Source organism: Cyanobium sp. Maggiore-St4-Cus, from assembly GCF_024345615.1.
GTDB classification, from domain to species: domain Bacteria; phylum Cyanobacteriota; class Cyanobacteriia; order PCC-6307; family Cyanobiaceae; genus Cyanobium_A; species Cyanobium_A usitatum.
Window position 1 is genome coordinate 14182 of the sequence record NZ_JAGQBL010000012.1, and the last position, 22477, is coordinate 36658.

Consider the following 22477-nt stretch of genomic DNA (forward strand, 5'->3'; position numbering starts at 1 on the left):
AACTAGTTTTGATTGTTGCTTCTGGAAGCTGATGCCCTGGTTTGGCTCCCTGCGCTCCGGCCTGATTATCGCCCTCAGCACGGTGCTGCTTGGCTTTACGGCCACTGCCAGCGCCGGTAGCGGCGCCACAACTTCCGGCAGCTCCACCACTGCCACCTTGGGGGAGGCCCTTTCTGCTTCTACGCCGGAACAAAAAGAGCTAAGTGCCCACCTGCGCGCTAAGGGAGCTGTTTTTTATGGCGCCTGGTGGTGCCCGGCCTGCTTCCAGCAAAAAAACCTTTTTGGCAAGGAAGGGGGCAATTCCCTTCCCTATGTGGAGTGCGACAAAACTGACGATGGCCGCAGCCGCTGCATGGCCGCCCAGATACGGGCTTTCCCCACCTGGGACCTGGCGGGCAAGGAGCGCCGCGAAGGGGTACAAACAATTGAAGAGCTCAAAGTGTGGAGCGGCTTTAGCGGAGCTGCCAAGCCAAGCCAGCCTTGATTCCTAGTCGCCTCTCAATATGTCTTCGAATCTGCTGAAAGCCGCTCTGATTGCGGCCGTCGTTTTGCCAGCCGACAATTCAATAGCCCAAGGATTGGCGCCCATGGTTGGAGCCAGCGCTATTCAAGGCACCCTGCAGGGCTCCTCCATGCCTGCTTACACAGGTGCGGTCGATAAAGCCCGCAACACCGTTAACAGCGCCACCACCCAGCAAGCTGCAGCAGGTTCAGGCTCCAGCCCAGGCCCTTCCTCCGCTCCGCTTAGCCCAACTCAAAAAATGGCTAGCGGTGCGTCCAGCGGCGCTTCGGTAAACGGCCAGGCGATTCCGTTGTGCTCCCATGGCGGCCTATGCCAGGGCGCAGTGATGCGGGCAATCGGGCGACCCTGAAGCAGCCGCCGTGCAAACTCTGCGGTCCCTGGGGTATCTCTGAAGCGCAAGGCTCAGAACAATCCTGGGTTTTTTAGTTGCGAGTTAGGGGCGAGGCGCTCGAGCGGCGCAGTGAATCTGAGCCGCTGCTCGTCCCAGGCTGCCAACAGCGCAGCCAATGCCAGCAGCGCAACCAGGCCAATGCCTAAAGACAGACCTGGGCGCCTCGATCGGGAGCGCCGCTGACGTCGGGGCGCCGGGGCTGCCCCCAGCGGCCTGGCGCAACGACCACACACCAGACGTCCAGCCAGGCTGCGATCCGCCTTAACCGACCAACTGCCGCAGTGGGGACAGGCCATCGCTCGGGCGAGCTGCAATGGGAAGGCCCCTTCCAGGGCCCATGGATCATTTGGGTGATAAGGCTGACCTCACCCCATCTCCCTTACAGGGTCAGGCAGCCACAGGGGCGGTCTGACGGGAGAAAGCAACGATGTTGTTCGCTGTTACGTGTGTGCTCTTACCGAGCAGGCTTCAGTCACCCTCCTTATACCCCGTCGAAACCATTGCAGCCCCGGAAAGGGGGAATGGAGCTGAGCGGAATCGAACCGCTGTCCGAAGCACTGGTGTGAGCCACCTAGTCAGGCCGAAACCTAACTGGTTCATTGTGGCAGCAAGCAAGGGCAGGCGCAGGGGTGGGCATCACCGAACCAAACAGCACATCAATCAGCGGAATAGCGGTTGTGCCACCGGGGCTCGAAGAAGCCGCGGCAGCTGAGCTCACGGCCTTGGGCTGCCAAGCCGCAGCACGCCTACGCCGGGCCGTGCGCTTCCAAACAGACCTGGCTGGCTTCTACCGGCTGCACCTGCAAGCCCGCCTGCCCTTCCGGCTCCTGCTTGAACTGGCTCAATTTCCCTGCCGCAGCAAGGACGAGCTCTACGACGGTGTGCAGCGCGCCGTCGACTGGAGCCGCTGGCTGCCTCCTGGCGCCACCTTCCGCGTCGATGCCACCGGCAGCGCTCCTGGCCTCAACCACAGTCACTACAGCGCCCTGCAGGTCAAAAATGCCCTGGTGGATCTGCAGCGCCAGCAGTGGGGCGCCCGCTCCTCCGTTGACCTAGACGATCCCGACCTCTCCATCCATCTGCACCTTGGCGGCGGCGAAGCAGCCCTGAGCCTCGATGGCAGCGGCGGCAGCATGCACCGCCGCGGCTACCGGGCTGCCATGGGCCTGGCCCCGCTCAAGGAAAACCTCGCCGCCGGCCTGATCGCCCTCACCGGCTGGGATGGCTCGGTGCCCCTGGCCGACCCCCTTTGCGGCTCCGGCACCCTGCTGATTGAGGCGGCCTGCATGGCCCTGGGCCGGGCGCCGGGTCTGGGCCGCCGCTTCGCCCTGGAGCGCTGGCCACAGTTCGACTCCCAGCTCTGGCAACAAGAGCGGCAAGCGGCCAGCTCCCTGGCCCGAGAGACGCTCCCCAGCGGAGAAGCTCTGGCGCCGATCGTTGGCATGGAACAGGAACCCGGCGTGCTTGATCAAGCCCACAGCAACGCTGAGGCTGCCGGCATCGCAAGTGCCCTGGAACTGAGCCTGGGCGACTGCCGCGACTTCGTGCCTCCGCCAGGGCCGGGCATCTTGGTGTGCAACCCGCCCTATGGCGAGCGCATCGGCGAGCGTGATGCTCTCGAGCCTCTCTACGCCGACCTGGGCCGCATGGTGAAAGAGCGTTGCGGCGGCTGGAGCCTGTGGCTGCTGAGCGGCAACCCGGAGCTCACCGGCGCCCTCAAAATGAAGGCCAGCCGCCGCATCCCAATCAGCAACGGAGGCATTGACTGCCGCTGGCTGCACTATGAGGTGCGTTAACGACCCAAGATTGCGCGAGTGGTTTTGCTGAGACCGGCAGTGGTCTGGGGCAGGTAGGGCCCCTTGAGCAGCTGGCCGCCCACCCGCACGAACACCCCGGCCAGCACCAGATCCAGGGCTGCCACCACCAGGGCGGCGTGGATCCAACTGAGCCCCTGGGCGTCGTGCAGCCACAGCAGCAGGGCCAGCTCGGCACCGATCAGCGCCAACAGCAGCAGCGCCAGGCCACCGCTGATCAGCAGGCCACCGCTGATCAGGCGCCGCTTCTCCCGGTCCACCTCCTGCAGGGCGATGCGCACGTGCAGGTCCATCACCGAGGTCATCAAGGCGCCGACCCGGCCGGCCGCCACCCGGGCGGGGCCTGGCGAGTTCGGATCCGTCATGACGAACGCCGGCCTGAGGCGAGCAGCAGGCCGAGCAGCACCCCGACGCCGGTGGCGATGCCGATCGCCATCAGCGGACGCTCCCGCACCGGCTTCTCAATACGAGGCCGCAAGGTGGTGTTGAGCTCATCGAGCAGGTTTTCCAACTGGGCCTCCAAGGGCGCCAGGTTGTCCGCTAGGCGGCTGGTCTGGTCCCCGGCCACCTCGAAGAGGTCGAGCAACTGGTCCTTCACCGCACTAGCGGTGCGGCCGGTCTGGCTGGAAATCACCTCAACCACTTCATCAAAACTGCCCCGGGTGGCCTCCAGGGTCTGGCGGGCAACGGCCGGCCACTCCCGCTGAATCGTGGGGATCAGGGTCTCAAAACGGTCGCGGAAGCCCTCTGGGCTGGCGGCGCGGGGAGGCGTTTCAGCGGTCATGGCAGTTCTGCGGTCATGGGGACAGGAGGCGACTGCGAAGCTCAGCCCTCAAGGTAAGGAGGGGGTTGAGCTTTCGAAACCCTCCGCTACATTTCTGCTGCTCGGCGCACGGGCCTGTTGGTTCACATCAATCAGGTCGAGCTCACCCACTTCAAGTCCTTTGGCGGCTCGATCACGATCCCGCTGCAAGAAGGCTTCACCGTGGTCACGGGCCCCAACGGCTCCGGCAAAAGCAACATCCTTGATGCGGTGTTGTTTTGTCTGGGCCTGGCCAGCAGCCGCGGCATGCGGGCAGATCGTCTGCCCGATCTAATCAACAGCGCCATGCTGCGCGAGGGCAAGGCCGCCGAAACCTCGGTGAGCGTGCGCTTTGACCTCAGTGAGTGGCAACCCGACCAGGCCGAAGCTGGCCTGGAGCCGCCAGAGGAAGGGCCCTGGATCAAGCCAGGCCAACAGGAGTGGACGGTGAGCCGGCGCCTGCGGGTTGCCCCCGGCGGCACCTATGCCAGCAGCTTCAGCGCCGATGGGGTGAGTTGCAATTTGCAACAGCTCCAAAGCCAGCTGCGGCGCCTGCGGGTGGACCCCGAAGGCAGCAATGTGGTCATGCAGGGAGACGTCACCCGCATCGTCTCGATGAGCGCCCGGGACCGGCGCGGCATCATCGACGAGCTGGCTGGTGTAGCCCTATTCGACAGCCGCATCGAACAGAGCCGCGGCAAGCTTGATGAGGTGCAGGAGCGTCAGGAGCGCTGCTCAATCGTGCAGCAGGAGCTGCTCAGCTCCCGCCAGAAACTTGAGCGCGACTGCGCCAAAGCCCGCACCTATCAAGACCTGCGCCAGCGCCACCACAACGGCCGCCTGCAGGAGCAGGTGCTGGCCTTTGAAGCAGCCCAGGCAAACCAGGCTGCCCTGCGGCAACGCAGCGCCAGCCTCGCCAGTCAGCAACAGGCTGAACGCGAGGCGATCAGCGAGGGAGAAACGGGCCTAGCTGCGGCCGCCACCGTGCTCGAGCAACTCCAAGCTGAGGTAAAAGCCCTAGGTGAAGATCAGCTGATCGCCGTGCAGGCCGAGCTGGCAGGCCTTGAGGCCAGTGGCCGCGAACTAACCCGCCAGGCAGGCAAACACCAGCTCGATGCCGAGGCCCTGCAACGCCAGCGCCACGAGCTGGCCCGCACTCAGGGCGAGCTGCGCCAGCAGCAGCAGGCCCTCGAGTCCAGTTCCGACCAAGCCGCTCTCAGCGATGCCGACGCCGGCTGCCGCGATGCCGAAGCCGCCGTGGAGCTATCGCGCCGCCGGCTTGGCGAGGTGGCGGGGCGCTCCGGCAGCTGGTTGGAAGAACAGCAACAGCGCAGCCGCGCCCGCCAGCAGCTGGGCGAGCAGATCAGCCCCCTGGAGGCCGAGCGTCAGCAATTACAGGAGCGGCTGCGGCAGCACCAGGAGCGCCTGGCCGAGCTCGGCGCCGAAGAGCAGCAGGAAGGGGCCAGCCATCGCAGTGCCCAGCAGCAACTGGAGGCCACCGAAAGCAGCTGGCAGCAGGTGCTGGAAGCCACCCGCCTGGAGCAGCAGCAGGTGCAGGAGCTAGCCGAAGCCCTGGCCCTTCAGCAGCGAACCCGCAGCCGCCTCGAGCAGGAGCAAACCCAGCTCGAGCGCGAGATCGCCCGGCTAGACAGCCGCCGCGACACCCTGCAGGAAAGCCGCGGTACCGGCGCCCTGCGGGTACTGCTGGAGGCTGGCATGGACGGCATCCACGGGCCGGTGGCCCAGCTCGGCGAAGTGGAGGAGCGGGTGCGCCTGGCGCTGGAAGTGGCCGCCGGCGGCCGCCTCGGCCAGGTGGTAGTCGACGACGACCGCATCGCCGCCCGGGCGATCGAGCTGCTCAAAAGTCGCCGGGCAGGCCGGCTTACCTTCCTACCGCTCAACAAGATTCGGGGTGGCTCCGTTAGCGGCTCCAGTGGTAGCGGCGGAGCCGCCCTGCAACGCGGGGGAGCAGCAGGTGGCCCTGCAAGCGGTGGGCTGGTGGGCAAGGCGGTGGATCTGGTGGGTTACGAGCCCGTTTACGCCGAGGTGTTCCGCTACGTCTTCGGCGACACCCTGGTGTTCGACAGCCTGGCCAATGCCAGACGCGAACTGGGCCGATGCCGGGCCGTGACCCTCGACGGCGAACTGCTGGAGAAGAGCGGCGCCATGACCGGCGGCAGCCTGCAACAGCGGGGCAGCCAGCTCAGCTTCGGCCGCAGCCAGGACGGCGACGAAGCCGCACCCCTGCGCCAGCGCTTGCTGGAACTGGGCGAGAGCCTGCTGGCCTGCCGGCACAAGGAAGCCGAGCTGGGCCAGCAGCTCGAGGCCCTGCGCCCCCGGCTGCTCTCACACCAGCAGCGCCAAGCGGGCCTGGAGGCCGAGCGCAGCGCCGCCCAGCGGGCCCTAGCCCCCCAGCTGCAACGCCAGCAGCAGCTGGGCAGTCGCCTGGGCCAACTGCAGGAGGCCTTGCAGAGCGATCTGCAGCGCCAGCAGCAACTCGAATCCCTGCTGTTGCCGCTGCAGCAACAACGCCTCGCCTTGGAAGAGGCCGAAGCTGCAGTGCAATCCTCCGGCGATGCAGCCCGCTGGCAGGGGCTGCAGAGCGAGCTGGAGGCGGCCGACTCGGCCCTGGCCGCGGCCCGCAGCCAGCGTGATGGGCTGCTGGCGGCCCGGCGCGAACGGGCCCTGAGCGCCGAGCGCCTCAGCAACCAGCTCGAGGCCCTGAGCGCCGATGAACAGCGGCTGGTGGCCGCTGTGAACACCCTGGTGGAGGAGCGAGCTCGCTGGAAAGAGCAGCACCAAGCGGATCAGGAGCGGCGCAGCACCTTGGCAGCCGAGCAGCAGCAGCTGCAAACCCGCTTTGGCGAAAGCCGCCGCGCCCGCGATGCCGCCGAAGCCCAGCTGGCCGCCCAGCGCCAGGCCCTGCAACAGCGCCAATGGGAACTGCAACGCCTCGGCGAGGAGATCGAATCGCTGGCCGAACAGCAGCGTGGCGACCAGCTGCGCCTGGAACAACTGGAGCGGGAACTGCCTGAGCCAAGGCCGGAGATTCCCGCAGAAGTGCGGGAGGCGGGTCTGGAAGCCCTGCAGGCGGAGCTGCGCAGCCTGCAGGGCCGGATGGAAGCCCTCGAACCGGTGAACATGCTCGCCCTCGAGGAGCTTGAGCAGCTCGAAACCCGCTTGGCGGAATTAGAGGAGCGGCTCGAAGTGCTCAGCAAGGAGCGCGAAGAGCTGCTGCTGCGCATCGAAACCGTGGCCACCCTGCGCCAGGAGGCCTTCCTTGAAGCCTTCACAGCGGTGGATGGCCATTTCCGCACAATCTTTGAAGGGCTATCCGACGGCGAGGGGCACCTGCAGCTGGAAAACCCGGAAGCACCCCTTGAAGGTGGCCTCACCTTGGTGGCCCACCCCAAGGGCAAGGCGGTGCGGCGTCTCAACTCCATGAGTGGCGGCGAGAAATCGCTCACGGCGCTGAGCTTCCTGTTTGCCCTGCAGCGCTTCCGCCCTTCGCCCTTCTATGCATTAGACGAAGTCGACAGCTTTCTCGACGGCGTCAATGTGGAGCGCCTCGCCGCCCTGATTGCCGGCCAGGCAGACCAGGCCCAATTCATGGTGGTGAGCCACCGGCGCCCGATGATCGCCGCCGCAACCCGCACCATTGGTGTCACCCAGGCCCGGGGCGCCCACACCCAGGTGGTCGGGTTACCGCCCGCTGCCTGAGCCGCCCCTTCCCCAGCGGAGCAGGTGAGCCACAATGGGCCGACTGGGCCACGGGTACGACCCTTTCATTGACCTCCTCCATCCCCCCTTCCGCAGATCCCGGGGCAACGGCTGCCGCCCCAAGTGATCGCCTCTGGTTGCGCTCCGAGCTGATGGGCACCCAGGTGATCACCCGCGACACCGGCCGCCGGCTGGGAGTGGTGGGCGAGGTGGTGGTGGATATCGACCGGCGCGAAGTGGTGGCGCTGGGCCTGCGCGACAACCCTCTGACCCGCTTCCTGCCAGGCCTGCCGCGCTGGATGCCCCTCGACCGGATCCGCCAGGTGGGCGATGTGATCCTGGTTGATTCCGCCGATTCGCTGGCGGAGGGCTTCAACCCTGACCGTTACGGCAAGGTGATCAACTGCCAGGTGATCACCGAAGCGGGCGACCAGCTGGGCCGGGTGCTGGGCTTCAGCTTCGACATCGAAACCGGCGAGCTGGCAACCCTGGTGATCGGAGCCCTGGGAGTGCCCCTGCTGGGTGAAGGCGTGCTGAGCACCTGGGAGCTCACGGTTGAGGAAATCGTCAGCAGCGGGCCGGATCGAATCATTGTTTACGAGGGCGCCGAAGACAAGCTCAAGCAGTTGGGCTCCGGGCTGCTCGAGAAGCTTGGTATTGGTGGGCCGAGCTGGGAGCAGGAGGAGCGGGATCGATACCGCACCGGCATGGTGCCCGTGGAAAACCAACTGGCTGCAGGCCAGCCGGCAGTGCAGGAACAGCGCCGCATCCAGCCGGCCACCAGCCAGACCTTCGAGCCCGATGAGGAGTTCGATTACGTCGAACTCGATGAGCAGCGCCAACGGGAACCCCTGCGCCAGCGCCGCTACCTCGATGACGAGGAGGAGAGCCGCTACGAGCAAACCCGCTACGAGGAATCACGCTACGAAGAGCGTCCAGCAGAACCCACTCGCCGCCCCCTGCAGGCCGAACCCCTGCCAAAGCAGGCACGCCCCATCGAGGCTCGATCTCTTGATGCTCGACCACTAGAAACTCGACCACGAGAAACTCGCCCCCTAGAGAGGCGGCCCGCCCCCACCCCCTACCGCGAACCCCTGGATGTGGAGGCTGAAGACCTGGCCAGCAACGACCTAGAAGATCCCTGGTGAAACAGTCCAGGATCGAGGCTCAATAGCCCTCTCAGCTCGCCTTGAAAGCAAGGGACGCCGAATTGACGCAGTGGCGCTGACCGGTTGGGGCCGGGCCGTCGTTGAAAACGTGGCCAAGGTGGGCGTCGCAATTAGCGCAGCGAATTTCGGTGCGCACCATGCCGTGGGCGTTATCGGTGTGGGTGCTGATGGCAGCAGCGCTTACCCCATCCCAGAAGCTGGGCCAGCCGGTACCGGAATCAAACTTGGTGGCGCTGCTGTAAAGCTCGGCATCACAGCAGATGCAGTGGTAGCTGCCATTGCCCTTCTGGTTCCAGTAAGCGCCGCTGAAGGCACGCTCGGTACCGCCCTGGCGGGCAACCCGGAACTGCTCAGGCGTCAGCTGCTGGCGCCACTGCTCCTCGCTGGCCCCGCGGGCCAAGCCACTGTCGAGGCCGCAGGCTGAAGGGTCGGAAGAACTTGCAGCGTCGGCCATCGAACTCAGCGAAAATGAGTCTCAAGCCTAGGCAGCTCAGTCGGGGATATTCAGCTCAAGGGCACTCAGCTCTGGGGGCAGCAGCTCCTGCACCAGAGCCGCCAGGCTGGCCACCGCCCCCGGCTGGCCCCGCAGGCTGCGCAGATCGGCGCGCATCTGCTCCAGTCGCTCCGGTGCCGCCAGCCAGTCGGCGGCTTCGGCGGCGATGGCCTCAGGGGTGATCGCCCCAACCCGCTCCGGCACCACCAAGCGGCCAGCGGCAATGTTGGGAGAGGCCAAAAAGCCCCGGTGGCGCAGCCGCCAGGCCGTAATCAGCACCCCAAACAGCCAGCGCAGCAGGGGCAACCGCCCCAGCATTCCGGCCAGTCCATCCCAGGCCTGCATGACGTGCAAGTGCTGGGTTGGCACCAGCACCAGCATCGGCACCCCCAAAGCAGCCAGTTCGGCGGTGTTGGCGCCCACGGTGGTGAGGGCCAGGGAACACTGGCTCAAGCTGCCGTAAGCCGGATTCTCCCGAACCAGCCGAATCCTGGTGCCAGCTGGCGTCTCAAGTAGATCCGGAGCCAGCAGGCGGGGCTGACCCGATCGGTAGGTACGGGCGATCGGATTGGCGGGGCCAGCCTGATTCAGCAGCTCCTCCACCGCAGTGGTGGGAGCCAGGGGCAACAGAAAGCGACAGCCAGGACGAAGGGCCGCCAGCCGATCGGCCGTCTCCAGCAAAAACGGCATGCCCACACGCAACTTGGCCCGCTTCGAGCCCGGCAGCAGCGCCAACCACTCACCTGCCGGCAAGGGCGCGTCGCTGCGGGCCGACTCAGAGAGGTCTGCCATCAGGTCACCTACCACCGTGCAGCGGGATGCCCATCGCGGTGCCAACTGGTCAGCAGCCAGGGGGCCCATGGCAGCGATGCGGTCGTTCCAGCGGGGCCAGCGGGCCACCCATTCCGCATAGGTGAGATGGCGGTAACCCAGCCGTGCCGAGAGCAGCACAGTCCAAAACTGATCACCCCCTAAAAACACCACCAGTCCCTGGCGGGGCCAGGGACCAAAGCGCTTGGGGCGCAGTAGCAGCGACCAAAATTGACGAGCTGGCACTATGCGCTCAAACAGGCCCCAAGCAGCGGCGGCTCGATGCTCCTGTCCCGTGCCGTTTGGACAGGGCACAAGCAGCAACTTGAGGCTGCAGGCGGCCGTAGGCACCTCAGGCCGCAGCGGCATCTGGCGATGCAGGCGCTGGGCGAGGGGACGAACCCAGGTAGACAGCTCTCCGGGGCCGTTGCTGACAAGCACGATCGCTGCCGAGGGCCGGATCGATTCGGGCAAGGCCTGGATGGCTCGAATTAAGAAATGCGGATGACGAGACTTGAACTCGTAAGGCCGAAGCCACACGCCCCTCAAACGTGCGTGTCTACCAATTCCACCACATCCGCATGTGGTTCGGATCGCTAAGCGTTCCGGTGCGAGCAATATACCCATTGCCGGCACCAGAATCGTCTGAGGGAGCTGTCCAGGCAGCACTGATACAGTCCGCCTCAGCCCATATCAGCTGAGACGCCGCGGATGCCCATCGGCAAGCTGCTGATCGCCAACCGTGGCGAAATAGCCCTACGCATCCTGCGCACCTGCCGGGAGCTCGGCATTCCCACCGTCGCCGTTTACAGCACGGTGGATAAGAACGCCCTGCACGTGCAGCTCGCCGACGAAGCCGTATGCGTTGGAGAGGCGCCCAGCAGCAAGAGCTACCTCCACATCCCCAACATTTTGGCGGCGGCCACCTCCCGGGGTGCTGACGCAATTCACCCCGGCTACGGCTTCCTGGCCGAAAACGATCGCTTCGCCGAGATCTGCGCCGACCACGGCATCACGTTTGTGGGTCCCTCCCCCGAGGCCATCCGCTCGATGGGAGATAAGTCGACCGCTAAGGCCACCATGGAGCGGGTGGGGGTGCCCACCATCCCCGGTAGTGCCGGCTTGCTGGCCAGCCCGGAGGCGGCTGCGCGATTGGCCGAATCGATGGGCTACCCGGTGATGATCAAAGCCACCGCTGGTGGCGGCGGCCGCGGCATGCGCCTGGTGCCTGGGCCCGATCAACTCGAGAGCCTGTTCAAAGCGGCCCAAGGAGAAGCGGAGGCTGCCTTCGGCAACCCTGGCCTGTACATGGAGAAATTCATCGACCGGCCCCGGCACGTGGAAGTGCAGGTGCTGGCCGATCGCCACGGCAACGTGATTCACCTGGGCGAACGCGACTGCTCGATCCAGCGCCGCCACCAAAAGCTGCTGGAAGAGGCCCCCAGCGTGGCCATCAACGCCGACCTGCGCCGCCAGATGGGAGATGCCGCCGTGGCCGCCGCCCGCACCATTGGCTACGAGGGCGCCGGCACCGTGGAATTCCTGGTGGACCGCAGCGGGTCGTTTTATTTCATGGAAATGAATACCCGGATCCAGGTGGAACATCCGGTCACCGAGATGGTCACAGGGGTAGATCTGATCGCCGAACAGTTGCGTATTGCCGGTGGGGAGCCGATCTCGGTCACCCAAGACCAGATCAAGCTCTGCGGGCACGCCATCGAGGCGCGCATTAACGCCGAAGACCCCCGCCAAAACTTCCGGCCCGCCCCCGGCAAAATCACCGGCTGGCTACCTCCTGGCGGCCCCGGCGTGCGGGTCGATAGCCACGTGTACACCGGCTATGAGATCCCGCCCTTCTACGACTCCTTGATCGGCAAGGTGATCGTCTGGGGCACTGATCGCCCCCACGCCCTCAGGCGGCTGCGCCGGGCCCTATCGGAATGCGCGGTGACCGGCATTCCCACCACCATCGACTTTCACCTGCAATTGCTGGATCGCCCCGAATTCCAGGCGGGCGACGTACACACCAAATTTGTCGAACAGGACATGCTTCCGCAGAAGGGCAGCTAATCCGGATCTGAGTTCAGCCGATCCCGACGCTCTGGGCCCGAAACAACACCTGACTGACAAGCCCCTGCTGCCCCACCAAAATTTCTCGCACCAGGCTGAGCAGGCCCACCCACACCACCGGCGTCACATCAACGCCACCGATCGGTTTGATCAGCCGACGGGTGAGGGCAAGCAAGGGCTCGGTAGGGGCTCCGACCAGGCGCATCGCTCCGCGGCTCAGATCAATCTGGGGATACCAGGTGAGCACGATGCGAAACAGAAAAAGCAAGGTCCAAAGCGCCAGGCCCAGGGCCAGGGCCAAGTGCAAGCCGGACAACAAGGGCAGCCAGGACTGGGGTAGGGAGGTGGCTGCCGTCACAAAGCTCTAAGTAGCTGGGCTCCCAGCGTAGGAAGCCGCCACCACTGCCTAGGATCGCTCCACGAATCAAGCCATAGAGCTGTTCCTGCCATGACGCCATCCCTGGCCAATTTCCTGACCAGCCTGCTTGCCGGCGCCGTGATCGTGGTGGTGCCCATCACAATCGGGCTGGTGCTGATCAGCCAAAACGATCAGCTTGATCGTCGCCTTTGAGCTCCTGCACCTGAGTATCTCCAGGTCTCTAGCTGCTCGGGCTCAACTGCCTACACTGACGAGACGGACTGTCGGGTGAAAAACCGTGGTTAATGCCAGCCTGAATTGGGCCAGCATCGTGGGCATAGTGCTTGCGGTGGGCGGTGCACTGCTTTATTTCATGCGGAGCTTCAAGCCCGCACTCGCCCGCGATTACGACGTCTTTTTCGCTGCAATTGGGTTGCTCTGCGGCGGCATCCTGTTTTTTCAGGGTTGGCGCCTCGATCCAATCCTGCAATTTGGTCAGTTTCTGCTCGCCGGCACCACGGTCTTTTTCGCCTACGAAAGTGTGCGCCTGCGGGGGGTAACCACGGAGCAGGCTCGCCGGTCGTCCTACTTCGACGACGACGAACCAATGCCTGAACCAGGCCCCTACAGGCCCAGGATGGGTGGCCGCGCCTGGGGGGAGGCCTCTACAGATCGCTTTGATGAGCCCGAGCCGCTTAGGCGCCGCATCCCCTCCCGCGGCGAAAGCGATGCGCCAGATGAGGAAGATTTTTACCGGGCACCCCGTCCCAGCAGTAGGGCCGCCATCCCTGAAAGGGCCGCCAGCCGCCGCCCTCCCCAAGAGGATTGGGCACCCCAAAGCTCTAGCCGGCCCAGTATCGATTTCGGTGCCCGCAGGCGTGATCGAGATGGCGCAGTAGAGCCACGACGGGGCAGCCGGCCGACAGCCGCTAGTGAGGCCATGCCTCGCTCCAGCCGCAGGCCCGCGCCCGCTGTCCCTGCTTCGGCCTCAGAAGCTCCTAGGGCTTCCCAACCAGCGGGAGTACCCCAAGGCTCACCGATCAGCCCAGCAAACCCTGCCAGCGGCAGAAGCAATCGCCCAGCGGCAAGCGATATCAGTGATGCGGACTTCACGCCAGTGAAACCCTCCAGTCGCCCCGAGCCCAGCCCCCGAGGCATTACCCCCCGGGACAACAGCTCCCGCTTCGACGACTGAAGCTTTTCGCCGTCAACAGATTTGGTCCCCTAGGGGTGTCTGCCCTGCTGCTGATAACCCTGAGCTTGCTTGTCAGCGGCTGTTCAGGTGGAGCGTGGCTGGCCCGTCGCAGTGCTGGCCCGGTTGGGGTGTTCAACGGCAACAGCCGCCAAGAACCCGCCCTCAGCGGCCAGGGTCGATTTCTTGCCTCAGTGGTTGATCGAGGTGGCCGGGCCACCCTGCTTTTACAGGAGCAGCCCAGCGGCCGAATCGTGCCCCTGCGCCATTTCCAAAACCGCCAGCCCCACAGCTCCCCCTCCCTCAGCTGGAACGGTCGCTACGTGGCGGCCCTGGTGCAACAGGGAAACCAAAGACTGGCCCTGATCGAAGACCGAGCCAACGGCAACCTGCACCGGCTTCCCCTACCGGCGGACCGCACTTCAGTGCGCCTCAGCCTGTCCCCGGAGGCACGCCAGCTGGCGGTGCAGGTGGCCCAGGCTGGACAGTGGCGCGTGCAGCTGTTTGATCTGCGCAGCCTGCTTGAGCCAGACCTGCCCGGCGGCCTTGCCGTTCAGGGGGGCGGAGCGCAGCCCTCGCCATGAGGAGCTCACTAGCCAAAAGAGCCATTGCAGCAGCAACCGGCCTGCTGCTGGGTGGCTGCCTTGCCCCCATGCCGCAGCCCATAGTGCCGCTCAACTCCCGGCTGGAAGCCATAGGTGCCAACCGGGATCCAGCCCTTTCAGGGCGCTGGCTGGCCCTAATCAGCGGCAGGGGCGGCCGCGAACAAGTGCTGCTGCTTGATCTGGAGCGCCAGCAGCCCATAGACCTGCCTGGCCTCAACCGGGCCGATGCCCAACCGGTGAGCGTCAGCGTCGACGCAGCAGGAGAGCGAATTGCCCTGGTGCGACAGCTGGAGGGACGCACCGAGCTGGTGCTCTACCGGCGTTCCGTGCAGAGCCTGCAACCCATACCGATGGTCCCCAGCGGCGTTGCCCGCCAGGTGCAGCTGCAGGCCGATGGTCGCCAGCTAGCTGTTCAGGTGAGCAGGGGAGGGATCTGGCAGGTGGATCTGGTGCAAATTCCATAGGGCACCAGACGCTCAGGGCACCAGGCCAGACCAGCGCAGAAACGTATCGCCGCTCAGGGCTTCGATCAGCAGCAGGGCAATGAAGCCCACCATGGCAAAGCGACCATTCACCCGCTCGGCGTAGCCGCTCCAACCAAAGGCCGGCACCTCGCTAGTTGTTGCACTAGTTGTTGCACTGGTTGTAGGGCTGATTTCTGGGGTCTGGTCGGGGCTTGGTTCAGGCATGGGGTCAGGTAGGGGATCAGGCGTGGCGGCCCACGTCATAGCCGGCCGCGGGTAGCAGACGCCAGTTGCCGCTGCCATCGAGCTCCAGCACGGTGTCATGGAAGGCGGTGAGGGTGGGCCTATGTCCGACGCTCACAAAAGCCATCTCCCGCTCAGCCAGCAGGCAATAAAGGTGACGCTCAGTTGCCACATCGAGGGCGCTGGTGGCCTCATCTAGGACAACAAAACTCGGTGAATTGAGCAGCAGACGTGCAAAGGCCAAACGCTGTTGCTCGCCTAGGGAAAGCAAGCGAGGCCAATCCTGAATGATGTCGAGATCGGGGTAGCGCCCAACAAGCTCGGGCAGCCGCACCTGCTCCAAAACATGGCGCAGCTGTTCGTCACTAAAGCGATCAGGCTGGAGCGGATAGCAAAGCTGCTCGCGCAGGCTGCCAAGCAGCATGTAAGGCTTCTGAGGAATGAACAGCAGATCTCCCTCGCTGGGGCGCTCCACCCGACCAGCAGCTGGGGGCCACAGACCACTGACCATGCGCAAGAAAGAGGTTTTGCCGCAGCCAGATGGGCCCACAACCAGCAAACGCTGATGAAGATTCACCTCAACACTGAGGTCGCGGATCAAGATGCGATTGGTGCGGGGCGGCACCAAGTCGACATGGCTAACCAGAATCGAATTCCCACTGCTAACGGCGCTCGTGGCGGCCAACTGGGCTTCAAGCGCTGCAGCTTCAATGCCGATTGAATCAACCTTGCCCTGAAAACCCTCAAGCCGGCTGATCGAAGCTGAGAAGGCGGCGAGGCGATCAATGTTGTTAACGATGTAGCTGACCGAAGAGAACACCATCGAGAAGGCGAAGCCGGCCTGGCCGAAGACACCGAAATCGACCTCCTTGGCAAAATAGATCGGTGCGATCACCAGCCAAGGCAGGAAGCGAGAAAAATAATCATAGGATCGCTGAATGACACTAATGAGCGCCTCCCAGATGATCAGGCGATCATAATTTCTAATCGCCCCTTCCAGCCTCCTGCCTGCCTCACGACCCTCCTGTTGCTCGCCCCGATAGAAAGCAATGGATTCAGCGTTGTCGCGAATATGAACCAGCCCATAGCGAAAATCAGCCTCCAGCTTGAGCTGCTGATAGTTCAGGTTCACCAGCTTCCGGCTGGCAAATACAATTAGAGCAGTGCCACCAACAGAATAAGTAAGAAGCACCAAGGCCAGCTTCTCGCTAATAGTCCACAATACAATTATAAAACTGACGAAAGTAAGCAGGGCAGATATTATCTCAACCGTGACGCTAAGACTAGTGCCGGTAAAACTGGCCGTATCTTGCGAAATGCGCTGATCGGGGTTGTCAATCTCCTCGATTGACTCATCATTCGGATTGAGAACGTAATAAGCCCGATTTGAAAGATATCGGCTCAACAGGCGGCCGCTCAGCCACTCGCGCCACAGCAGGCCAAGCTTGGGTATTAAATAACTCTGAACAGCCCTGATCGGCAGGGCTATAACCAAGCAAAAAGCATAAATAGCAACGATCTTCCAAAACTCCTCAGCCTTGTAGCCAACCAGAGCATTTTCGATGTTGCGAGCTACATAGCTAATCCCCACGTTGATGCCATTGATCACCAGGATCAGCAGGGTGATCACCGCCATCAACAGCCAGGGCAACCAGCGCCCTTGACGCAACTTGCCTCGGAAAGCCACAAAACAGCCCAGCCCTCCGGCCAGCAGCACCATCACCAGCGGCCCGATCGGGCTGTTCCAAATTGCTGCCACCTGCTCGGGCACCCCGGGCAGGAAACGGCTGCGCAATTCGGGGATCAAGGCCCCGGTGAGCGCCAACACCCCAGTGAGCAGCAACAAGGTGCTGCCTATCACTACCGCTAGGAGCGCCGCCACCAGCAGTAGAAACTGCCAGCTCTTGGTGTTGTCGTCTACCGGCAGGAAATAGGGCTGGGCCAGGCGCTGCAACTTCGCCAGTTGACCGCGAAGAGCCTTGAGGGGGTTCATGGGGCAGGTCGGATCAGGTCATTGTTGCGGGCCCCGCGGTCAGCCCGGGGGCCAGGCCAGCGGACGCCCACCTAGGACATGCACATGCAGGTGAAACACGGTCTGGCCCGCATCCGCGCCGCTGTTGATCACTGTGCGAAACGACTCCAGACCCTCCTGGCGGGCCACCTGGGCAGCCACCAGCAACAGGTGCCCCAGCAGGGCCTCGTGACCTGCGGTGGCATCAGCAAGCTGGGCGATCGGCTGGCGTGGAATCACCAGCACATGGACCGGAGCCTGGGGCGTTACATCGCGAAAAGCCAGGCAATGCTCATCGGCATACACCTGATCGCAGGGGATCTCGCCGCGGAGGATGCGCCCAAAGATCGTGTCTTGGCTCACAAAGGCAACGGGGGTGGGACAGGGGTGGCACTAACGATGTAGTAGCCCATGGCGTGATGTTGGCACGGTGCAAGACGGCGGCGCTGCTGGGCCTGGAGGCCAGGCCAGTGCTGGTGGAGGTGGATCTGGCTCCCGGCTTGCCGGGCCTGCAGCTGGTGGGCCTGGCCGATGCGGCTGTGCAAGAAGCCCGGGAGCGGGTGCGCTCGGCCATACGCCACAGCAGCCTGAAGGTGCCGCTGACGCGGGTGGTGGTGAATCTGGCCCCCGCCGACCTGCGCAAGGAGGGGCCGGCTTTTGACCTGCCGATCGCCCTGGGCCTGCTACTGGCCAGTGGCCAGCTGGATGCTGCCAGCAACAACGAGATTTGGAGCGCCGGCGAGCTGGGTCTGGACGGCAGCTTGCGGCCGATCCGGGGGGTGCTGGCGATTGCAATTGCGGCCCGGAACCATGGCGCACGGGCCTTGGTCGTGCCCCAGGCCAACGCCTGGGAGGCCGCATTGGTGGAGGGGCTGCGGGTGTGGGGCGCCGCCGATCTCGGCCAGGCCTTGTGGCGACTGCAGCATCCGCGGGCCCGGCCGGCCGCCCCTGCCCGTGCCACCGCCACCGCTATCGCCCCCGCCTTTAAACAAGCCAACGCGCCGATAACCGCCAGGCCCGCAGCTGAAGATCTTGCCGACGTCAAAGGGCAGCCCCACGGGCGCCGGGCCCTAGAGATCGCAGCAGCCGGAGGCCACCACCTGCTGCTCTGCGGCCCACCCGGCAGCGGCAAAACAATGCTGGCCCAGCGACTGGCGGGGCTGCTACCCCCGCTCGATCCAGCGGAGGCCCTTGAGCTCACCGCCGTCCACTCGGTGGCGGGACTACTGGACAGCAGCCAGGGCTTGCTGCAAACGCGCCCGTTTCGCAGCCCCCACCACAGCTGCTCCGGGCCGGGGCTGATAGGTGGAGGTGGCCAACCCAGACCAGGAGAGCTGGCCCTGGCCCACCACGGAGTGCTGTTTCTCGATGAGCTGGCCGAATTTCGCCGGTCCGTGCTCGACCAATTGCGCCAGCCCCTAGAAGACGGCGAAGTCTGGATTCACCGCGCCCGCCAGAGAACTCGCTTCCCCTGCCGCATCACCCTGGTGGCCGCGGCCAATCCCTGCCCCTGTGGCTGGTTTGGCGACCCAGAGCGCAGCTGCAGCTGCGGGGAGGGCCAGCGGCGGCGCTACTGGGGCCGGTTGTCGGGCCCCCTGCTGGATCGAATTGATTTGCAGGTGGTGATGAGACGGCCATCCAGCGCCGCCCTAACGGCGCCGTTTAGGGACCAGGGCGGCAGCCCGGCCAGCGACGAATCAAGCGCTGAGGTGCGGGCAAGAGTCCGCCGGGCCCGGGCCCAGATGGCTGCCCGCAATCCCGGGGGCTGCTGCAACAGCCGCATCGCCGGAGGTCAGTTGCAGCAAGTGCTGCAACTGGAAAGCGAAGCCTTAGAAGTGTGGGAGGCTGCGATTCAGCACCGGCAGCTCAGTGCCCGGGCTGGCGCCAGGCTGCTGCGGGTTGCCCAAACGATCTCCGACCTGAACGATCAAGCAAGCATTGGCGCAACTGCAATTGCCGAAGCGCTTACCTACCGGTCGTTTGATCAAGGGGTATCTCGCTAAGCGGGAGACCAGATCAAAGCGATCAACGGCGGCGGCGGCGCTGCTGGGCCTTGCGCTTGTACTTCTCAACAGGTGTCTCGTGGTGACGCAGACGCTTTAGGTCAGCGAAGATGCCCGCCTTAGACACCTGGCGCTTGAAGCGACGCAGGGCCGATTCAATCCCTTCGTTTTCGCCGACGGTGACCTGGGTCATGAAGCGCTGCGCTGCTCACAGAGCTTGCCAATGTAGCAACTGCCTTTCCGCTCTGACCACTCCCCCCTGCTTCGAGGTCAGCGCTTGGTGCCAGAGAGGCCTGAAATGGGGCTGGGCGCAACTACCGGCAGCCCAGGCTGGATCGCAGCATCAGGCCAGGTATCGCGGTAGAGATACACGTGGCCCAGATTGCGACCGCCGTAGGCCCGGCGCTTGAGCTGCCAGCCCGGTTCAAACACCAACTGGAGGAAGCCAGCGCCCTGGCCCTTAGTGCGAGCAACTAGCATTTCCGGGCCCGCCCCGGACTTGGTTGGCACGGCCAGAAGCACGTTGTCACCGCTCTGACGCAGAACTGTTAGGCGGTAACTCGTGGCCAGATCTGCACCGCCGACTCGCACCGAGTAGCCGTTGGCATCGATGAAGCGGCTGCAGATGCCGCTGAAATCAAAAGTTGCAAGCAGGGGGCTCACCGGAGCTGGTGACCCTGGGGCCACGGCAAAACAAGGCCGGGTCGGCTTGACCTGCTCATAGATGTTGAGTTGGGCGCGGACGCCATCGCCGATGGGCGCTGCCACCAGAACAAAACGCTCCTGGCTGAGATCCGCAGCTTGAAACAGGGCGCTGGCCATGGCTGGGGTGGCAGCAAATGCCACCCCAGCGGCGAAAGCTCCAGCTGCCATGGGGAGGGAATTGACACCCAGATGGGGCAATCTCATCACGGCATTGGCAAGCGACATGTGCCTAATCGTATGCGCGGTATCCGGCAAGGTCTAGGCCGGCTTGTTGATCCGGATGGCCACCAACAGGGCCGCAACCGTGCCGGGCAGGCTCAGACCCAGGATCCAGAGGGTGGTCTGCTGTCCCAGGTCGGGGTCGCCGTAGGCGAGCTCAAACACCGAGCCCGTGGAGGCGATGCCAAGTATGCAGGCAAGAGCCAGGAACAAGCCGGCCAGGGGTTTCATGGGCATGGAGAAGAACGATCAGCGGATGGAACGGACATCTGCCCGTTGAAAGCCCTTTTCCAGCAGGCCTTCATTGAGGCTGAGTTCATCGGTGACCCGGTCAACGAAAAGCACACCTTCGAGGTGGTCCATCTCGTGCTGGATGCAGCGGGCCAGGAGGCCATCAGCCTTGACCCGTTGGGGGCGGCCCATCTCGTCGCGATAGCTGACCTCAACCGTGGCCGGACGCACCACATTCAGGTAGACGCCAGGAATGCTGAGGCAGCCTTCCTCATAAGTCTCGATTGCAGCACCGAAGCAGGCGATCTCGGGATTGATCAAAACCATCGGCGCCGCGGCGGCATTCTCGGGATCAAGATCGATCACCAGTAGCTGCTTATGCACTCCCACCTGGGGTGCCGCCAAACCGATGCCCTTGGCCGCGTACATGCTGCGCAGCATGTCCCGGGCCAGTTCTCGCACACTCTCATCAAACTTGCTGATGCGCTTGGCAGGGGTGCGCAGCACCCCATCGCCAAGGGTGTGAATCGTGAGGGGGGACTCCTCAAGGGCATCCTTGGGCACTTGAACGCCGCGGCTGGCCTGAACGGCGGAGCGTGCCATCTGGGCAAAGCTGCCGGCTGAACTGCGGGCCAACGCGATACTTGATCGAACGACTTCCACTTTAAGTCGTTATCCCTCGGTGCATGCGGTGGCTGACCCCCCTGGAGCCCTTCCCGCCGCTGTTGTGGTGGGCCAAACCCCCAGCCTGCGGGAGCCCCGGTTACTAGACGGGGTGATCTATTGGCTGGAGCAGCGACCCCATGAAGGGGGGCGCACGACCCTGCTGCGACGCTTGGGGCCAGACCAGCCAGCAGAGGAGCTAACCCCCGGCAGCTGGAATCTGCGCAGCCGGGTGCATGAATACGGTGGCGGCAGTATGGCCCTGGGCCACAGGAGCGATGGCCGGCCAGTAGCGGTGTTCAGCCACGACGGTGACCGCTGCCTCTGGCTGCTGGAGCTCGATGGCAGCGATCGCCAGCCGCGACGGCTCAGCCCACCAGGTGCCTACGGCGGCGGCTTGATCGATGCCGGCCGCGACCGCTGGATCGGCGTACGGGAAAGCGGCAGTGAGGAAGGTACTGGCTGCGACCAGCTGGTGGCTGTTGGGCTGGAAGGTGGCGAGCCCCAGCCGTTGGTGGTGCCAGCCGACTTCTGCGGCTACCCGGCCCTGAGCCCCTCCGGCGCATGGCTGGCCTGGGTGGAGTGGCAGCAGCCCTTCATGCCCTGGGAGCGCAGCCAACTCTGGCTGGGGCACTTCGATGCGGCAGGCCAGCTCAGCGGCCGCCGCCTGGTCGCAGGATCGGGGGTGGGGACAAACCCGGACGTTTCGGTGTTCCAGCCGCTCTGGTGCGGGCCCCACCTGGTGGTGGCAAACGATCGCTCAGGCTTCTGGAACCTCGAACAGCTCGACAACGCCGAGGGATTCGACGCAGTGAGCCTCGACGCAGAAGCCCTGAGCGCAGAGGCCCTCGGCGAAGAAGCGCCGCTTGCCTGGCGGCCGCTGCTGCCCATGCAGGCGGAATTCGGCATGCCCCAGTGGGTGTTCGGCATGGGCACCCAGGCCTGGGATGGCGAGCAGCTGCTGGCCACCGCCTGCCTGCAGGGGCGCTGGCAGCTGGGCCGCGTGGAGCTGCCGAGCCAGAGCGGAGATGCCGGCCAGTGGCAGCCCCTGGCCATCCCCTTTGATGATCTGGCTGGTATTTGCGCCGAACGGGGACGGCTGGCCTGCATCGCCGCTTCAGCAACTGAACCAGCGGGCCTGCTCGAGCTGGACCTGGCCCGCGGCAACTGGTGGCATAGCCCTGCTGCCGCCTGCCCTCTGGCGCCGCAGGCGATCAGCCTGCCGCAGGAGCTGTGGTTTGAGGGCCACGGCGGCGCCCGCAGCCACGCCTGGTTTTACCCCCCAGCCGGGGGAGCCCACCGGGAGGCACCCTTGCTGGTGAAAAGCCACAGCGGCCCCACCGCCATGGCCCGCACGGCCCTGAACCTGGCCATTCAGTTTTGGACAACCCGAGGCTGGGGGGTGGTGGATGTGAACTACGGCGGCTCGACCGGCTTCGGCCGCGCCTATCGGCAGCGGCTCGCTGGCCAGTGGGGCGTGGTGGATGTGGGCGATTGCGCCGCAGCCGCCCAGAGCCTGGTGGCGGCGGGCCGGGCCGATCCCGACCGCATCGCCATCGAAGGCGGCAGTGCCGGCGGCTTCACCACCCTGGCCGCCCTGTGCTTTACGGACGTATTTCGCGCCGGCGCGAGCCGCTATGGCGTAGCCGACCCCAGCGCGTTGGCGTCTGAGAGCCATCGCTTTGAAGCCCGCTATCTCGATGGGCTGATCGGCCCCTGGCCCGAAGCGCGCGCCACCTACGAGGCCCGCTCACCGCTGGCCCACGCCGATCAAATCCGCTGCCCGGTGATCTTTTTTCAGGGCCTCGATGACAAGGTGGTGCCACCGGAGCAGACCGACCGCATGGCAGCAGCGCTCGAAGCCAACGCCATCCCGGTGGAGGTGCACCGCTTCCCGCAGGAGGGCCACGGTTTCCGCGATGGTGCCACCTTGATCCGCGTCCTGGAGGCCACTGAGGCTTTCTTCCGCCGGCACTTCAACCTGTGATCGC

24 protein-coding genes and 1 tRNA gene are annotated in these 22477 nt (G+C 64.9%); 12 read left to right on the forward strand and 13 right to left on the reverse strand.

Going from position 1 to position 22477, the window contains the following annotated elements; all coding sequences use genetic code 11:
• Positions 1-31 precede the first annotated feature (31 nt).
• From KBY99_RS11335 to KBY99_RS11350, 3 genes are all read left to right on the forward strand, one after another.
• On the forward strand, positions 32-484 hold the full coding sequence (locus tag KBY99_RS11335; RefSeq protein WP_254999139.1) for a hypothetical protein: 453 nt from the start codon (positions 32-34) through the stop codon (positions 482-484).
• Positions 485-587: 103 nt separating this feature from the next.
• On the forward strand, positions 588-872 hold the full coding sequence (locus KBY99_RS11340) for a hypothetical protein (protein ID WP_254999141.1): 285 nt from the start codon (positions 588-590) through the stop codon (positions 870-872).
• A gap of 671 nt (positions 873-1543) precedes the next feature.
• Entirely contained in the window at positions 1544-2710 is a 1167-nt protein-coding gene (locus tag KBY99_RS11350; RefSeq protein ID WP_254999142.1) for a class I SAM-dependent RNA methyltransferase, read from the forward strand.
• Here the strand turns inward: KBY99_RS11350 and KBY99_RS11355 are convergent.
• Positions 2707-3093 (reverse strand): phage holin family protein, encoded by a 387-nt coding sequence (locus KBY99_RS11355; protein WP_254999143.1) that lies wholly within the window; start codon positions 3091-3093, stop codon positions 2707-2709. The genes KBY99_RS11350 and KBY99_RS11355 overlap by 4 nt on opposite strands.
• Complete coding sequence (locus KBY99_RS11360; RefSeq protein WP_254999144.1) at positions 3090-3512, reverse strand: glycine zipper domain-containing protein; 423 nt, start codon at positions 3510-3512, stop codon at positions 3090-3092. Before KBY99_RS11360 ends, KBY99_RS11355 begins: the two co-directional genes overlap by 4 nt.
• A gap of 117 nt (positions 3513-3629) precedes the next feature.
• Here KBY99_RS11360 and smc point away from each other — a divergent pair, with 117 nt between their 5' ends.
• Together smc and KBY99_RS11370 are read left to right on the forward strand one after the other, a co-directional pair.
• A complete protein-coding gene (smc, locus tag KBY99_RS11365) occupies positions 3630-7250 on the forward strand; it encodes a chromosome segregation protein SMC (protein WP_254999146.1) in 3621 nt (1206 codons plus the stop codon).
• 68 nt (positions 7251-7318) lie between these two features.
• Positions 7319-8398, forward strand: coding sequence for a PRC-barrel domain-containing protein (locus tag KBY99_RS11370; RefSeq protein WP_254999148.1), 1080 nt, complete (start codon positions 7319-7321; stop codon positions 8396-8398).
• Positions 8399-8429: 31 nt separating this feature from the next.
• On the opposite strand, the gene msrB is transcribed toward KBY99_RS11370, so the two are convergent.
• From msrB to KBY99_RS11385, 3 genes are all read right to left on the reverse strand, one after another.
• Positions 8430-8873, reverse strand: coding sequence for a peptide-methionine (R)-S-oxide reductase MsrB (gene msrB / locus KBY99_RS11375; protein ID WP_254937699.1), 444 nt, complete (start codon positions 8871-8873; stop codon positions 8430-8432).
• Between the two features lie 36 nt (positions 8874-8909).
• Complete coding sequence (locus tag KBY99_RS11380) at positions 8910-10205, reverse strand: glycosyl transferase (RefSeq protein ID WP_254999221.1); 1296 nt, start codon at positions 10203-10205, stop codon at positions 8910-8912.
• A gap of 16 nt (positions 10206-10221) precedes the next feature.
• Positions 10222-10303, reverse strand: a tRNA-Leu gene (locus KBY99_RS11385).
• Between the two features lie 130 nt (positions 10304-10433).
• Between KBY99_RS11385 and accC the strand changes: the two genes are divergently transcribed.
• Positions 10434-11792: an acetyl-CoA carboxylase biotin carboxylase subunit gene (gene accC / locus KBY99_RS11390; protein WP_254999149.1), complete on the forward strand. Its 1359-nt coding sequence runs from the start codon at positions 10434-10436 to the stop codon at positions 11790-11792.
• A 13-nt stretch (positions 11793-11805) separates the two neighbouring features.
• Here the strand turns inward: accC and KBY99_RS11395 are convergent, their stop codons facing one another.
• A complete protein-coding gene (locus tag KBY99_RS11395; RefSeq protein WP_106632599.1) occupies positions 11806-12150 on the reverse strand; it encodes a YggT family protein in 345 nt (114 codons plus the stop codon).
• A gap of 90 nt (positions 12151-12240) precedes the next feature.
• Here KBY99_RS11395 and psbX point away from each other — a divergent pair, with 90 nt between their 5' ends.
• The 4 genes from psbX (at position 12241) to KBY99_RS11415 (ending at position 14411) form a co-directional block, all read left to right on the forward strand.
• Positions 12241-12363: a photosystem II reaction center X protein gene (psbX, locus tag KBY99_RS11400; RefSeq protein WP_106632598.1), complete on the forward strand. Its 123-nt coding sequence runs from the start codon at positions 12241-12243 to the stop codon at positions 12361-12363.
• An 85-nt stretch (positions 12364-12448) separates the two neighbouring features.
• Positions 12449-13345 carry a Ycf66 family protein gene (locus KBY99_RS11405; RefSeq protein ID WP_254999151.1) on the forward strand — a complete coding sequence of 299 codons (897 nt, stop codon included), beginning with the start codon at positions 12449-12451 and terminating at the stop codon, positions 13343-13345.
• Positions 13346-13380: 35 nt separating this feature from the next.
• On the forward strand, positions 13381-13926 hold the full coding sequence (locus KBY99_RS11410; protein WP_254999152.1) for a Tol biopolymer transporter periplasmic protein: 546 nt from the start codon (positions 13381-13383) through the stop codon (positions 13924-13926).
• Positions 13923-14411, forward strand: coding sequence for a TolB family protein (locus KBY99_RS11415; protein ID WP_254960445.1), 489 nt, complete (start codon positions 13923-13925; stop codon positions 14409-14411). Before KBY99_RS11410 ends, KBY99_RS11415 begins: the two co-directional genes overlap by 4 nt.
• A gap of 12 nt (positions 14412-14423) precedes the next feature.
• Here the strand turns inward: KBY99_RS11415 and KBY99_RS11420 are convergent, their stop codons facing one another.
• Genes KBY99_RS11420 through KBY99_RS11430 form a run of 3 tightly spaced genes read right to left on the reverse strand, consistent with a single transcriptional unit; the run spans position 14424 to position 17028 of the window.
• On the reverse strand, positions 14424-14636 hold the full coding sequence (locus tag KBY99_RS11420) for a chlorophyll a/b-binding protein (RefSeq protein WP_254999153.1): 213 nt from the start codon (positions 14634-14636) through the stop codon (positions 14424-14426).
• Positions 14637-14652: 16 nt separating this feature from the next.
• The gene (locus tag KBY99_RS11425; RefSeq protein ID WP_254999154.1) at positions 14653-16647 is read right to left on the reverse strand and encodes an ABC transporter ATP-binding protein/permease; all 1995 of its coding nucleotides are present in this window, start codon (positions 16645-16647) and stop codon (positions 14653-14655) included.
• A gap of 39 nt (positions 16648-16686) precedes the next feature.
• Positions 16687-17028, reverse strand: a complete 342-nt coding sequence (locus tag KBY99_RS11430) for a histidine triad nucleotide-binding protein (RefSeq protein ID WP_254999155.1) — start codon at positions 17026-17028, stop codon at positions 16687-16689.
• A 56-nt stretch (positions 17029-17084) separates the two neighbouring features.
• Here KBY99_RS11430 and KBY99_RS11435 point away from each other — a divergent pair, with 56 nt between their 5' ends.
• Positions 17085-18668, forward strand: coding sequence for a YifB family Mg chelatase-like AAA ATPase (locus KBY99_RS11435; protein WP_254999156.1), 1584 nt, complete (start codon positions 17085-17087; stop codon positions 18666-18668).
• Between the two features lie 22 nt (positions 18669-18690).
• Here KBY99_RS11435 and rpsU read toward each other — a convergent pair whose 3' ends face one another.
• The 4 genes from rpsU to def form a co-directional block, all read right to left on the reverse strand.
• On the reverse strand, positions 18691-18861 hold the full coding sequence (gene rpsU, locus KBY99_RS11440) for a 30S ribosomal protein S21 (protein ID WP_010304532.1): 171 nt from the start codon (positions 18859-18861) through the stop codon (positions 18691-18693).
• Between the two features lie 77 nt (positions 18862-18938).
• Positions 18939-19541 carry a DUF3747 domain-containing protein gene (locus tag KBY99_RS11445; RefSeq protein WP_254999158.1) on the reverse strand — a complete coding sequence of 201 codons (603 nt, stop codon included), beginning with the start codon at positions 19539-19541 and terminating at the stop codon, positions 18939-18941.
• 90 nt (positions 19542-19631) lie between these two features.
• Positions 19632-19829, reverse strand: a complete 198-nt coding sequence (locus tag KBY99_RS11450) for a hypothetical protein (protein ID WP_254941524.1) — start codon at positions 19827-19829, stop codon at positions 19632-19634.
• A gap of 12 nt (positions 19830-19841) precedes the next feature.
• The gene (gene def / locus KBY99_RS11455; protein WP_254999160.1) at positions 19842-20426 is read right to left on the reverse strand and encodes a peptide deformylase; all 585 of its coding nucleotides are present in this window, start codon (positions 20424-20426) and stop codon (positions 19842-19844) included.
• Between the two features lie 88 nt (positions 20427-20514).
• Between def and KBY99_RS11460 the strand changes: the two genes are divergently transcribed.
• Positions 20515-22473 carry a prolyl oligopeptidase family serine peptidase gene (locus KBY99_RS11460; protein ID WP_254999162.1) on the forward strand — a complete coding sequence of 653 codons (1959 nt, stop codon included), beginning with the start codon at positions 20515-20517 and terminating at the stop codon, positions 22471-22473.
• The last annotated feature ends 4 nt before the right edge of the window (positions 22474-22477 follow it).